The organism is Neorhizobium sp. BT27B, assembly GCF_050455485.1.
Classification (GTDB): Bacteria; Pseudomonadota; Alphaproteobacteria; order Rhizobiales; family Rhizobiaceae; genus Neorhizobium.
In genome coordinates, this window is sequence record NZ_JBCIYT010000007.1 from 84,169 (window position 1) to 97,363 (window position 13,195).

Below are 13,195 nucleotides of genomic sequence, written 5' to 3' on the forward strand. Positions count from 1 at the left end.
CGGTTCTCAACCGGCGCGGCGGGCGCCACGGCCCCTGCCCGCATTTTCTTCAAACAACGAGGCAAGCTGTTCGGTCATCGCACCGGCAAGCTCGTCGGCATCAACGATCGTCACCGCCTTGCGGTAATAACGCGTCACATCGTGGCCGATGCCGATTGCCAGAAGCTCGACCGGCGAACGGGTTTCGATCTGTTCGATGACGGCGCGCAGATGCCGCTCCAGATAATTGCCCGGATTGACCGACAGCGTCGAATCATCGACCGGCGCACCATCCGAGATCATCATCAGGATCTTGCGCTGCTCGCGACGATTGATCAGGCGGTTATGCGCCCACATCAGCGCTTCGCCGTCGATGTTTTCCTTGAGCAGGCCTTCGCGCATCATCAGGCCGAGATTGCGGCGCGAACGGCGCCACGGCGCATCGGCCGACTTGTAGATGATATGGCGCAGATCGTTGAGGCGGCCCGGCGTCGCCGGCTTGCCGCTTGCCAGCCACTGCTCGCGCGATTGACCACCCTTCCATGCCTTCGTCGTGAAGCCGAGAATCTCGACCTTGACGCCGGAGCGTTCCAGCGTGCGGGCCAGAATATCGGCGCAGCTAGCGGCAACGGTGATCGGGCGACCACGCATGGAGCCGGAATTGTCGATGACGAGAGACACGACCGTATCGCGGAATTTCGTGTCGCGTTCCTTCTTGAAAGAAAGCGGCTGCATCGGATCGATGACCAGGCGCACGAGACGGGCCGGGTCGAGATAACCTTCTTCCAGGTCAAAATCCCAGGAACGGTTCTGCTGCGCCATCAGGCGGCGCTGCAGGCGGTTGGCAAGACGGCCGACCGCGCTCTGCAGATGCGCCAGCTGCTTGTCGAGAAAGGCGCGCAGGCGGTCGAGTTCCGCTTCGTCGCAAAGCTCTTCGGCGGTGATTTCCTCGTCGAACTCGTGGGTGAAGATCTTGTAATCGACCTTCTCGTTGAAATCGTCGAACGGGCTGTTGGGACGCTTGGTTTCGCCGGGCGTTTCGGATTGCTCGTCGCTCTCTTCCGACATGTCTTCGTCGGAGATTTCGGCGCCGTCCATCTCGCCGTCGTCCATCTCGTCTTCGGCAGCCTGGCTCTGCTCAGCCGGCGCCGCATCCGATCCCGCCTCTTCCTCGACCTCTTCGTTTTCGGTCTCGTTGCTGCGGGCCTGATCTTCTTCGCTCTGGTTTTCGAGTTCCTCGGCTTCGGTATCGTCGTCGCCGTAGTCCTCGGCCATCTGCATGGAGGACAGCATGTGGCGGATCAGCTTGGCGAATGCCTGCTGGTCTTCCATCGCATTGCGCAGACCATCGAGGTCGGTCGCAGCCTTGTCCTCGATGAACGGACGCCAGAGATCGAGCACCTTGCCGGCGCTTTCAGGCGGCTTCACGCCGGTCAACTTTTCCCGCACCAGCATGGCCATGGCCTCGCCGATCGGCGCATCATCCTGACGCTCGATACCGGAGAAATTGGCCTTGGCGTATTTTTCGGCATTCATGCTGCCGATATTGCTGGCCATGCCGGCCATACGCAGCGAGCCGATGGATTCGACACGCGCCTGCTCGACGGCATCGAAAATCGCACGGGCATCCGGCCCCTGTGGCGCCATCGTCGCATGCACACCGGTATCGTGGCAGGCAAGCCGCAGCGCCATGCTGTCGCCGAGCCCGCGGGTTACCGCGAGCTCATGGGCCGTCGGACGTTTCGATATTTCCGGCAGGCGAATGCGCTCACCGGCCATGCCGGGACGCTCGTTGGCGAAGGTTACCTCCACCTCGCCGCTGCCCGCAACCGAGCGGACGCAGCCGGTAATGGCCCGGCGCAACGGTTCGGTATCAACCGGACCACCCGCCTTGGGCTTCGAATTGTCTCCACGACCTGCCATGCTGCTGCTCCCGCGCGCTTAAGCCCCGAGAACGATGTTGGCGGCGCTTTCCTTCAGTTCGACACCGAAGGCGCGCTGGTACTGTTCAGCCACCAGCGTACGCTCCAGTTCGTCGCACTTGTTGAGGAAGGTCACGCGGAAAGCAAAGGCGACATCGCCGAAGATCTCCGCATTTTCCGCCCAGGTAATCACCGTACGCGGGCTCATCACGGTCGAAAGATCGCCGTTGATGAAGGCCGAACGGGTCATGTCGGCGATGCGGACCATCTTGGAAACCGTCTCGCGGCCTTCAGCCGTCTTGCCGAAGGATTTGACCTTGGCGGCAACGATATCGACTTCCTTCTGGTGCGGCAGGTAGTTCAGCGTGGTGACGATGGACCAGCGGTCCATCTGCGCCTGGTTGATCTGCTGCGTGCCGTGATAGAGGCCGGTCGTATCGCCCAGACCAACGGTGTTGGCGGTTGCGAACAGGCGGAAGGCCGGGTGAGGACGGATGACACGGCTCTGGTCGAGCAGGGTCAGGCGGCCCGACGATTCCAGCACGCGCTGGATGACGAACATCACGTCCGGGCGACCGGCATCGTATTCGTCGAAGACGAGCGCGACATTGTGCTGGTAGGCCCAGGGCAGGATGCCGTCCTTGAATTCGGTGATCTGCTTGCCGTCCTTCAGGACGATGGCGTCCTTGCCGACGAGATCGATACGGCTGACATGGCTGTCGAGGTTGACGCGCACGCAGGGCCAGTTGAGGCGGGCCGCGACCTGTTCGATATGGGTCGATTTGCCGGTGCCGTGGAAACCGGAAACCATCACGCGGCGGTTATGGGCAAAACCGGCGAGAATGGCGAGCGTGGTATCACGGTCGAAAAGATAGTCGGGGTCGAGGTCGGGAACGTAGGGGTCGCCGTTGCTGTAAGCCGGAACCCTCAGATCGGTATCGATGCCGAAGACGTCCCTGACTGAAACGGTCGTGTCGGGAAGGTTCGAAATATCAAGATCAATTTTGCTCATCACCACTCCATGCCGGACGGTCCGTAGCCCGGCAGCAATCCTTGCTGCTTCCTATGTTTTACCGCTTAGCAGAAACCAGACTGTTTCAACAACTGATATGCTTGAATTACCGCGCGAAAACGTTCTTCCGATCCGCGGTCGCCGCCATTGGCATCGGGGTGATGCTTCTTGACGAGTTCCTTGTATCGGGTCTTGATCTGCGCAGACGTAGCGCCTGCGGTCAGCTCCATCGTGTCGAAGGCCTTCTGTTCCAGCGTCTTCAGCTTGCGTTCCTGCGGGAAACGCGGACCGCTACCCATGCGCCCTTCCCGCACGAAACCGAAGGGATCGCGCATGCGGTTTTGGCTCGCTGCACTGCCGGACCGCATCGTCGCATGTAGGGGCGCATCCTTGATGTCCTTGTTGACGCCGACAGACCATGTCGGACGATGACCGGTGATCGCTTCCTTCTGGTAGCGGGCGATCTCGCTGTCCGACAGGCCGGAAAAATAGTTGTAGCCCTTGTTATAGTCCTTCACATGCTCGAAGCAGAACATGAAGAACTGCCCCTCAGCATTGCGGCCGACAGGCGCACGATGGGCTCCCGGCTTGTCGCACCCGTCCCACTGACAAGTAGACGCCTGAGCGGGCTCTTCCTGCTTGCGGTTCCGGCGCGTCCGGATGCGGTCGAAATATTTTGAATCTAGGTTCATCAGACGCACATTATGGGCTGCACAAAGGGAGAGGACAAGAATTGACAAATCCCTTTGCTGCTGGTTTGTGAAGTGCCCTTCCACGCTGCTTCGGAGCGATTTCATGACTGTCAAAGCCCGTATTGAAACGAGCCTCGTCCACGCTCTGCAACCGGAACGACTGGACGTGATCGACGAGAGCCATCAGCACGCCGGCCACCAGCCGCAGTTTTCCGGCGAAGGCGGCAGCCACATGCGGGTACGCATCGTTTCGAAGGCGTTCGAGGGAAAGAGCCGCATCGAGCGGCACCGGATCATAAATGATATCCTCAAGCCCGAACTTCAAGCCGGCCTGCACGCCTTGGCAGTCGAAGCTTCGGCACCGGGTGAGCCGACCCGCTGGTAACATCTGCGCGAGCGCAAAGATTTGGCGCGCGAGCTACTGGGCGGCTGCAACGGCGGCCGGGCGGATGCGCAGGCGGGTGATGCGATTCTTTTCGCGCTTCAGCACGATGAAGCGCTTCTCATAGAAGGTGAAAGCCTGCCGCTCTTCCGGGATCAGTTTCGATTCGTGGATGACGAGGCCGGCGATCGTCGTCGCCTCCGTATCGGGCAGGCTCCAGCCGAGCGCGCGGTTGAGATCACGGATCGACACCGAGCCATCGACGATGATCGAGCCATCCGCATCCTGCCGCACGCCCTGCAGCGACGGATCGTGCTCATCGGCAATATCACCGACGATTTCCTCGATAATATCCTCCAGCGTGACGATGCCCTGCATCTCGCCATATTCATCGACCACGACGGCCATGTGGACCTTGCGCCGCAGAAAAGCGTTGAGCTGATCCTTGAGGCTGGTCGTATCGGGCACGAACCACGGCTTTTGCGCGACCTTGGCGATATCGACCGTTTCCGGCCGCACATCCGGCTCGGACAGTGCCCGCAAAAGATCCTTGGCATGGATAACGCCGACGATGTTTTCCGTCGAGCCGCGCCAGACCGGCATGCGCGTATAGGGGCTTTCCAGCACCGTGCGAACCACCTGTTCGGGCGGATCGGCAGCATTGACGGCGCGCATCGCCAGACGATGCACCATCACGTCGGAAACCTCGAGTTCCTCCAGATCGAACAGGCCGCTCAGGCGATCACGGTCCTGCTTGTCGAAATCCCCCTCACGATGCACCTCATCGAGAGCTTCGTGCAGATCGTCATGCGAGGCGAGCTTGAGCGTAGAAGGGGTCAACGTCACGCCTGTAACACGCAGCGTGCCGCGCACGACAGCGTTGACAAGACCTGACAGAAACCCGCTTCCTGACGTCATCTGGCCTTTTGCAACTCCAGGAAATTGAGGACTTCGGATGCCGCCACATCGTCGGCCACATAGGACTGGCCGATGCCGCGGGTGAGAATGAAGGTGAGCTTGCCGCCCTTGACCTTCTTGTCCTGGGCAATCGCCTCCATCAGCCGCTCGACCGGCAAGGCTTCGCCCGGAATATCGCTGATGCGGGTCGGCAGGCCGACAGCCTTCAGATGCGCTTCGACACGCTCGGCATCATCGGGGCTGGCAAGATTGAGACGGGACGAAAAGCGATAGGCGAGCGCCATGCCGATGGCGACACCTTCGCCATGCACCAGACGGCTGCTGTCATACTGGGTCGCAGCCTCCAGCGCATGACCGAACGTATGCCCCAGATTAAGCAGCGCACGGCGGCCGTTTTCGAACTCGTCTTCGACGACCACATCCGATTTCGCCTGGCAACTGATGGCGATCGCTTCGGCACGGGCCGGACCACCGAAAAAAACATCCTTCCAGTTCTTTTCCAGCCATTCGAAAAAGTCCGGCTTGTCAATCAGGCCGTATTTGGCGACTTCGGCATAACCGGCGCGGAATTCACGCTCGCTCAGCGTATTCAGCGTATCGGTATCGGCAAGCACCAGATCCGGCTGATGGAATACGCCAAGCAGGTTCTTGCCGTGGCGTGAATTGACGCCGGTCTTGCCGCCGACGGAACTGTCCACCTGTGATAGAAGCGAGGTAGGGATCTGCACGAACCGGACACCGCGGCGCACGATACCTGCGGCAAAACCGGCCAGATCGCCGATGACGCCGCCGCCAAGCGCTATGATCGCATCGCTGCGCTCGATACGCGCCGCCAGCGCCATGTCACAGACGGCGGCCAGATGATCGAGGCTTTTGGTCTTTTCGCCGGCCGGCAGGGTCAGCGAGGCGACCTCGATACCATCCGTCTGCAATGCGTCCGTCAACGCTTCGAGGTAAAGCGGGGCGACATTTTCGTCGGTGACGATGGCAGCCTTGCGGCCCTTGATGCGGCTGGTGATCTCGCCACCGGCACGACCGATCAGGCCGGGACCGATGAGAATGTCGTAAGCGCGTTCACCAAGCGGAACATGCACAAGCTTTTCAGCCGCCTGCGAAGAAGACGTCGTCATTTCAATCACTTTCCACTGCCTGATCATTGCTCGATAACGACGAGCCGGCATGATCGCGGGGAGAAAGCCCGGCGATGGCTGCCAGCACGTTATGCGCCATGGTTTCCTTGCGTACGTCGGCCGACTCGACGGTCAATTCCGCTTCCGCATAGATCGGATACCGCTGGTTCATCAGATTTTCGAGCGTCTCCTTGGGGTTCTCGGTCTTCAGCAACGGCCGTGTATCGCGTTTGCGCACACGGTCCCACAGAAGGTCGAGATCGGCGCGCAGCCAGATCGACAGGCCACCGGCCTTGATATGCCCGCGGGTCTGCTCGTTGATGAAGGCGCCGCCGCCGGTCGAGACGACGCGCTGCGACTGATGCAGCAGGCGCTCCATCACCCTTGCTTCCAGCGCACGAAATTCCGCTTCGCCATAGGTGGCGAAGAGTTCGGAAATCGTCATGCGCGACACTTTTTCGATTTCGGCGTCGGTATCCACGAACGGCAGGGAAAGCTGTTGCGCCACCAGCCGGCCGATCGCCGACTTGCCGGCGCCCATCAAGCCGACGAAGATCAGGTTACGGCCACCAAGCGCTTCGCGCGCCTTGTCGCTCAGCGAAGGCGCTGCCACGAGCGCCTCTGGCATAACAAGATCGGTCATCACCGGATAAGCCTGTTCCTTGGGGTCTTCCATGTGAAAACCCTATCGACAAATGCACCGGCAGCGTCAAGGCTTGCGCCCGTGAAAGATGCAACCTTGGCATTCGGGCAGCGATGCGCAGCATGCTTGCAACGCAGATGAACAACCGTATGCCGAACACGCCCATGTCAGCCAATGCCGGCTTGCACTGGCACGCTGCTTTGCTCATAAAGACGGCTGTTCAAACGGAGCCCCGCATGCCCACACTCTTCCGGTTTCTCTTCATCCTGGCCGTCATCGCGGGGGTGATCTACGGAAGCATGATGGCGCTGGTTCTGCTGGTGGAACCGAAGGAGCGCGACGTGACCGTGCGTGTGCCATCCGAACGCCTGAACCCGCCGGCAACGACCGCTCCGGCAAAGCCATGAGCGAAATGGACCGGACATGATGGATCTGTCTGGCGCGCATCTGGAAGCCTTTCTGGAGATGATGAGCGCGGAACGCGGTGCTGCCGCCAACACGCTTTTATCCTATGAACGCGATCTGACAGACCTGCGAGAATTCCTCGGCAAGAAGCAGACGCTGGTGCTGGCCCAGAGCAGCGATCTCTCCGCTTATCTCGCCCACCTTGCGCGACAGGGTTTTGCCGCCTCCTCGCAATCGCGCCGCTTGTCGGCCATGCGGCAATTCTACAAGTTTCTCTATGCGGAAAACCTGCGCGGTGACGATCCGACGGCCATCCTGGACGCGCCCAAGAAAGGCCGCTCGCTTCCCAAGGTCCTGAGCGAGGATCATGTCGGAAAACTTCTCGCCCAGGCGGCGAGCGAAGCGGAAGACCCCGCCTCCGGCAGATTGTCGCGCCTGCGCATGCTGGCATTGCTCGAAATTCTTTATGCGACCGGCATGCGTGTCAGCGAACTGGTATCACTGCCTGCCCGCGTGCTCGATCAACAGGGCCGTTTCCTGATGATCAAGGGCAAGGGCAACAAGGAAAGACTGGTGCCGCTGTCGCGTGCTGCGATCGAGGCAATGCGGGTTTATGGCGCCGCCAAGGCCGAAGCTGCCCGTCAGAAGGAAAAAGAAGAGGAAAGTGCATGGCTTTTCCCCTCTTCCGGCAAGGATGGTTTTTTGCCGCGTCAGGTGTTTGCCCGAGACCTTAAAGATCTGGCCATCCGGGCGGGCCTGCCGCCGTCGGCGATCTCGCCACATGTGCTGCGCCACGCCTTTGCCAGCCATCTTCTGGCCAATGGTGCAGACCTGCGCGTCGTGCAGGAACTGCTTGGCCATTCGGACATTTCCACCACACAAATTTACACACATGTTCTGGAAGAAAGACTTCGTGAACTGGTGGAAACGCATCACCCTCTTGCAAAACAGGGCAAAAACCGGGATTAGAGCGGTCAAAAGCGCGGCCATCCATCAGCCAGCAAGATCGGAAAACGGTTCTTATGCAGACTTATCTCGATTTCGAAAAACCCATCGCGGATCTCGAAGGCAAGATTCATGAGCTGAAAAAGCTCGCCACCGAAGACGAGAGCATCGACACCTCGGACGAGATCGGGCGCCTCGAAATTCGCGTGCGCGAAGCCATACAGGATATCTATTCCAAGCTCACCGCCTGGCAGAAGACGCAGGTCGCGCGCCATCCGCAGCGCCCGCATTTCGTCGATTACGCGGCAGGCCTGTTCACCGAATTCACGCCTCTGGCCGGCGATCGCACCTTTGGTGAAGACGCTGCCATCCAGGCAGGTCTTGCACGTTTCCGCGGCCAGCCGGTTGCGCTGATCGGCCAGGAAAAGGGTCACGACACCAAGACCCGCATCAAGCACAATTTTGGCAGCGCCCGGCCGGAAGGTTACCGCAAGGCGATGCGCGTCATGGAAATGGCCGACCGTTTTGGCCTGCCGGTCATTTCGCTGATCGACACCGCCGGTGCCTATCCGGGCGTTGGTGCGGAAGAACGCGGCCAGGCCGAAGCCATCGCCCGCTCCACCGAAATGTGCCTCGGCCTGAAAGTGCCTATGGTTTCGATCGTCATCGGCGAAGGCGGTTCCGGCGGCGCGATTGCGATTGCCACCGGCAACAAGGTCTACATGCTGGAGCATTCGATCTATTCGGTCATTTCGCCGGAAGGTGCGGCCTCGATCCTGTGGCGCGATTCGACCCGCGCCCGCGAAGCCGCCACCAACATGAAGATCACCGCGGAAGACCTGAAGGGCCTTGGCGTGATCGACGAGATCATTGCCGAACCGCTGGGCGGCGCCCATCGCGAGCCGGAAACGGTGATCCATGCCGCTGGCAACGTCATCGAAAAGGCGCTTGCAGAACTCGGCCAGCTTTCGGGCGAGGAAGTGCGCAATGCACGCCGCCAGAAATTCCTGGCCATCGGCCGCAATCTCTAAAAGTCGAAACGGCCGGAAAACCGCCGCATTGACAGTCACATTGCTATGCTAGACGATGCCGGTCGCTTGATTTGCGATCGGCATCGTCGTATGCGGTTAAGAAGATGTAAAGATTACCATTCTATTGAGAATGGATGGGAAGCTGGCTTACGCCTGCTTCGTTCGTATCGTCAGCAATACGTGGTTGTCCGTGATGCGCCTGAAACACATCGCCCTAGCTTTTCTCGTCGGCACGGTTTTGACCGGTTGCAATGACACTCTGGATTCGGCGTCCACCGTCGATATTTCCAAGGTCAAGAACAAGGTCGAGCAGCCGCTCTCCTCGCGCATCATTGCCGAGATGCAGGCAAAGAACATGCCCCGCACCTCTCCGATCATGATCCGCATCTTCAAGGAAGAAGGTGTTCTGGAGATCTGGAAGGCGAAGGCCGACAACCGCTTCGACAAGCTGACCAGCTACCAGATCTGTGCGTGGTCCGGCAAACTCGGCCCCAAGGTGAAGGAAGGCGACCGCCAGGCGCCTGAAGGTTTTTACGGCCTGACGCCGGCCCACCTGAACCCGAATTCCAAATATTACCTCGCCATCAACACCGGTTTTCCGAATCGGTATGACGCAGCGAACGCTCGCAGCGGTTCGAACCTGATGATCCACGGCGCCTGCTCGTCGTCGGGTTGCTATTCGATGACCGACGAGCAGATCCTCGAAATTTACGGCTTTGCCCGCGACGCCTTCAAGGGCGGCCAGACCTCCGTGCAGATGCAGGCCTTCCCCTTCCGCATGACGGCCGAAAACATGGCGCGTCATCGCAGCAGCGAACATTTCGAATTCTGGAAGATGCTGAAGGTCGGCTACGACAATTTCGAAGTCACCAAGCGCCCGCCGGACGTGAATGTCTGCGAGAAGAAATACGTCTTCAACCAGCAGGCCAGCGGTGGCTTCACGCCGGGCGGCGCCTGCCCGACCATGTCGACACCACCGGCGCTGAACGTCGCCTTGTCTTCCTACGAAAAGAACTATGACATCGCCTACAACAAGGCGATCGACAAGCTGGACGGCATGGTCTGGTACGAGCCCAGCGAAGCCGAGCGCAAGGCCGTTGTTGCCGACAAGCGCAAGGGCCGCGAACTGGCCTACGCGCCGACCGGCAGTTCGCTGGAAGCCGGCAAGCTGATGAAGCAGTCGGAATTCGAAAAGATGATGGCGACGCGCATGGGCGCAGGCTCCAAGCCGGCCGGCCCGATGCTCGCTTCCGCGCCTGTTAGCGGTTCCGCCGGCGCAGAGGTGGCTGCACCCCAGCCACGCACCAGCGCCGCTGCCGTGATGGCCGCCGAAGCCCAGAAACGTCGTGGCGCACCGGCCGTTGCCGATACGGCCCAGACTAATGTTGCCGCCAAGACCGATCGTGACGGCACGACATCGACCGGCGCAATCCCGGTACCGGCCCAGAACCCGCTGGCTTACGCGCAGGCACCGGCACCCGAGCCGGAAGAAAAGAAGCCTTTCTGGAAGCTCTGGTAGTCGCCCTCATGGGCGATGCCGGCGACGCGAAAGAACTTTACGATCTCAGAGGCCTGAAATGTCCGCTGCCGGTGCTGAAAACGCGCCGACGCCTGAAGGACATGGTCGTGGGCGACGATCTTCTCATCGAGACCAATGACCCTCTGGCCGGCATCGACATTCCGCATTTCTGCCGGGAAGACGGCCACGCGGTCGTGTCATCGGAAAAGACCGCGGACGGCCACCGTTTCCTGATCCGCAAGGGATCGGCGGCCTGACACTCAGAGTTTGAGGCCAGGCACCGCCAGCGGATTATCTTCCAGTGCCGCGCGATCGGGGCGATCCAGCCGCGGTTCGCCGGTAAAGGCGGCAAACAGATCCTTCACGAAATCCTCCGGCATGCCCTGCGTGATCAGCACCATGCGGGTGCTGCGATCGCTGCCGTCCGGCCATTTTGCCAGCCGTTCCGGCCGGTGAAAGATACTCTGCACGCCATGCAGCACCAGCGGACGATCAACGTTGTCGCTGAGCGCCACCACCGCCTTCATCCGCAAAAGCTTTTCGCCATGGGCGGAGCGCAGCAGATCGACGAACATCTCGATCGCCATCGGCGAGATCGGCTTGTCATGCACGATGGAGAAGGAGCGGATATCCTCGCCGTGTCGGTTCACATCGTGATGATGATGGTGGTGATGACCGTGACCCTGATCCGCATGACCGTGTCCGTGGTGATGGTCATCGTGGTCGTGGCCATGGTGATGATCGTGTTGCGCATGGTCATGCGCGTCCGCCGCCATCTCGTCACGCAGCCAGCGACCGACATCGGCGATCTTGGTTTCCGGATCGTAGAGACCATTGGCGAGGATCACGGCCGTACCGGCATCGGCACTGTCGCCATCGATCATCGGCGCACGCGGATTGAGCGCGGCAAGCCTCGTCTTCAGGGCCGCAACATGAGCTGCATCCGCCATGCCCTGCTTGGAAATGATCAACCGGTCAGCCACCGCCGCCTGCTTGAGCGCCTCCGGATGGCGATCGAGCGTCGCCAGACCATTGACCGCATCGACCACGGTAATCACGCCATCGAGTTCGAAATTCTGGGCGATGACCGGATTGCCCATCACCGCCTGCATGACCGGAGCGGGATCGGCAAGGCCGGTCGTTTCGATCACCACACGGCGGATCGGCTGCAGTTTTTGCGTCTGCACCTGATCGACCAATGTCGCCAGCGTATCGACCAGTTCGCCGCGAATGGTGCAGCACAGGCAGCCGTTGGAAAGCTGCAGCAGCGTATCACCCGAGGATTCGACCAGCAGGTTGTCTATACCCACCTCACCGAATTCGTTGATGATGACGGCCGTATCCTTGGTCGCCGGATCTTTCAGGATGCGGTTGAGCAGGGTCGATTTGCCGGCACCGAGAAAACCGGTGAGGATCGAAACCGGAATACGGTTGCGCAGGACGGACATGGACTGACTTTCTGGCTGGCTCTGAGGCCGCTGCCGGATCGCCGCGATCAGAAAGTGCTCGGACGCGGGATCGGGATCGGCACGTTGGCAAACTGGCTGGCACCGGTGGTCGTCGGGCTGGCAGGTTCTGCTCCCGGCAGAACACCCGCAAACGAATAGACGATCGGATGCGACAGTTCGCGAATATAGGGTGAATGGGTGATCATGCGGCCGGCCTCGTCGCGCGTTTCGCTGCGCATCTTGGCGGCCTTGGGGTTACAGATTTCAGCACTGACATCATTGACCTGCACGGTCTCGCCATAGGGCGCCAGCGAGCCGAGAGGCGCGCCCTGGTTCGAACCGGCGGTGAGACCGGCCTGCAGCAGGTTGGCGGTATCGTCAGCACGGCCGGCAAGGCTATCGGAACCGAGCACGACCGAAATCACCGAACGTCCGTTGCGCGTCGCCGAGCCGATCTGGTTGAAACCGGAAGCGCAGATAAAGCCAGTCTTCATGCCATCGGCACCATCGAAACGGCCGATCAGCATGTTGAAATTGGCATATTGCTTCTTGCCGACGTCGATACCCTCGATCGAGAAATAACCGGCATATTCCGGGAATTCCCGCTTCAGCTGCAGCGTCAGGATCGCAAGGTCACGTGCCGTCGTATACTGCCCCTGCCCCGGCAGGCCATGCGGGTTGATGAAGCGCGACGAATTCATGCCAAGCCGCGCGGCTTCCGAATTCATCATGGCGACGAACTGCTCCAGCGAACCGCCACCGACGGTTTCAGCCACGGCAACGGCCATGTCATTTGCGGACTTCACCAGCGTGATCTTCAGGGCATTGTCGAGCGTCAGGCGCGTGCCCGCCTTGAAATACATCTTGCTGGCCGGCTGGTCGGCCGCTCTTTTGCTCATCGTCACGACGCTGTCGAGATTGAGGCGACCGCTCTTGATGGCGCGGAAGGTCACATAGGCCGTCATCAGCTTGGTCAGCGATGCCGGATACCATTTGCGAAATGCTTCCGTATGGCTGATCACCCGGCCGGTGCGCACATCGACGACCATTTTCGGGTTGGCCTCGGCCACCGATGCCATGCTGGTGGAAAACAGCGACAATGCGATCACGGCGCCGATCGACTTCGATGCGAACGGCAGAAAGGTCTTCGATCTATGCAAGGGGTCGTC

13 protein-coding genes and 1 pseudogene are annotated in these 13,195 nt (G+C 60.4%); 6 read left to right on the top strand and 8 right to left on the bottom strand.

The window, feature by feature from the left end:
* Window positions 1-6 precede the first annotated feature (6 nt).
* The 3 genes from cobT to AAIH70_RS19405 form a co-directional block, all read right to left on the bottom strand.
* On the bottom strand, window positions 7-1,902 hold the full coding sequence (gene cobT, locus AAIH70_RS19395; RefSeq protein WP_132277147.1) for a cobaltochelatase subunit CobT: 1,896 nt from the start codon (window positions 1,900-1,902) through the stop codon (window positions 7-9).
* 18 nt (window positions 1,903-1,920) lie between these two features.
* The gene (gene cobS / locus AAIH70_RS19400) at window positions 1,921-2,913 is read right to left on the bottom strand and encodes a cobaltochelatase subunit CobS (protein ID WP_132277149.1); all 993 of its coding nucleotides are present in this window, start codon (window positions 2,911-2,913) and stop codon (window positions 1,921-1,923) included.
* A gap of 65 nt (window positions 2,914-2,978) precedes the next feature.
* A complete protein-coding gene (locus tag AAIH70_RS19405) occupies window positions 2,979-3,605 on the bottom strand; it encodes a J domain-containing protein (RefSeq protein WP_132277151.1) in 627 nt (208 codons plus the stop codon).
* 103 nt (window positions 3,606-3,708) lie between these two features.
* Here AAIH70_RS19405 and AAIH70_RS19410 point away from each other — a divergent pair, with 103 nt between their 5' ends.
* Complete coding sequence (locus AAIH70_RS19410; protein ID WP_132277153.1) at window positions 3,709-3,990, top strand: BolA family protein; 282 nt, start codon at window positions 3,709-3,711, stop codon at window positions 3,988-3,990.
* Window positions 3,991-4,023: 33 nt separating this feature from the next.
* On the opposite strand, the pseudogene AAIH70_RS19415 reads toward AAIH70_RS19410, so the two are convergent.
* The 3 genes and pseudogenes from AAIH70_RS19415 to AAIH70_RS19425 form a co-directional block, all read right to left on the bottom strand.
* Window positions 4,024-4,890: pseudogene (locus AAIH70_RS19415) on the bottom strand (HlyC/CorC family transporter); the annotation flags it as partial.
* An 11-nt stretch (window positions 4,891-4,901) separates the two neighbouring features.
* Window positions 4,902-6,035: a 3-dehydroquinate synthase gene (gene aroB, locus AAIH70_RS19420; protein ID WP_132277157.1), complete on the bottom strand. Its 1,134-nt coding sequence runs from the start codon at window positions 6,033-6,035 to the stop codon at window positions 4,902-4,904.
* A gap of 1 nt (window position 6,036) precedes the next feature.
* Complete coding sequence (locus tag AAIH70_RS19425; protein ID WP_132277598.1) at window positions 6,037-6,663, bottom strand: shikimate kinase; 627 nt, start codon at window positions 6,661-6,663, stop codon at window positions 6,037-6,039.
* Window positions 6,664-6,914: 251 nt separating this feature from the next.
* Between AAIH70_RS19425 and AAIH70_RS19430 the strand changes: the two genes are divergently transcribed.
* The 5 genes from AAIH70_RS19430 (at window position 6,915) to AAIH70_RS19450 (ending at window position 10,835) form a co-directional block, all read left to right on the top strand.
* Window positions 6,915-7,085 carry a hypothetical protein gene (locus tag AAIH70_RS19430; RefSeq protein ID WP_165932076.1) on the top strand — a complete coding sequence of 57 codons (171 nt, stop codon included), beginning with the start codon at window positions 6,915-6,917 and terminating at the stop codon, window positions 7,083-7,085.
* A 16-nt stretch (window positions 7,086-7,101) separates the two neighbouring features.
* Window positions 7,102-8,052: a site-specific tyrosine recombinase XerD gene (xerD, locus tag AAIH70_RS19435; RefSeq protein ID WP_132277159.1), complete on the top strand. Its 951-nt coding sequence runs from the start codon at window positions 7,102-7,104 to the stop codon at window positions 8,050-8,052.
* A 53-nt stretch (window positions 8,053-8,105) separates the two neighbouring features.
* A complete protein-coding gene (locus AAIH70_RS19440; protein ID WP_132277161.1) occupies window positions 8,106-9,059 on the top strand; it encodes an acetyl-CoA carboxylase carboxyltransferase subunit alpha in 954 nt (317 codons plus the stop codon).
* A gap of 193 nt (window positions 9,060-9,252) precedes the next feature.
* Window positions 9,253-10,578 carry a L,D-transpeptidase family protein gene (locus AAIH70_RS19445; RefSeq protein WP_132277600.1) on the top strand — a complete coding sequence of 442 codons (1,326 nt, stop codon included), beginning with the start codon at window positions 9,253-9,255 and terminating at the stop codon, window positions 10,576-10,578.
* A gap of 8 nt (window positions 10,579-10,586) precedes the next feature.
* A complete protein-coding gene (locus AAIH70_RS19450; protein WP_132277163.1) occupies window positions 10,587-10,835 on the top strand; it encodes a sulfurtransferase TusA family protein in 249 nt (82 codons plus the stop codon).
* A 3-nt stretch (window positions 10,836-10,838) separates the two neighbouring features.
* Here the strand turns inward: AAIH70_RS19450 and AAIH70_RS19455 are convergent, their stop codons facing one another.
* Window positions 10,839-12,026 (bottom strand): CobW family GTP-binding protein, encoded by a 1,188-nt coding sequence (locus tag AAIH70_RS19455; RefSeq protein WP_132277165.1) that lies wholly within the window; start codon window positions 12,024-12,026, stop codon window positions 10,839-10,841.
* A 47-nt stretch (window positions 12,027-12,073) separates the two neighbouring features.
* Entirely contained in the window at window positions 12,074-13,105 is a 1,032-nt protein-coding gene (locus AAIH70_RS19460; RefSeq protein ID WP_132277602.1) for a D-alanyl-D-alanine carboxypeptidase family protein, read from the bottom strand.
* Between the last annotated feature and the right edge of the window lie 90 nt (window positions 13,106-13,195).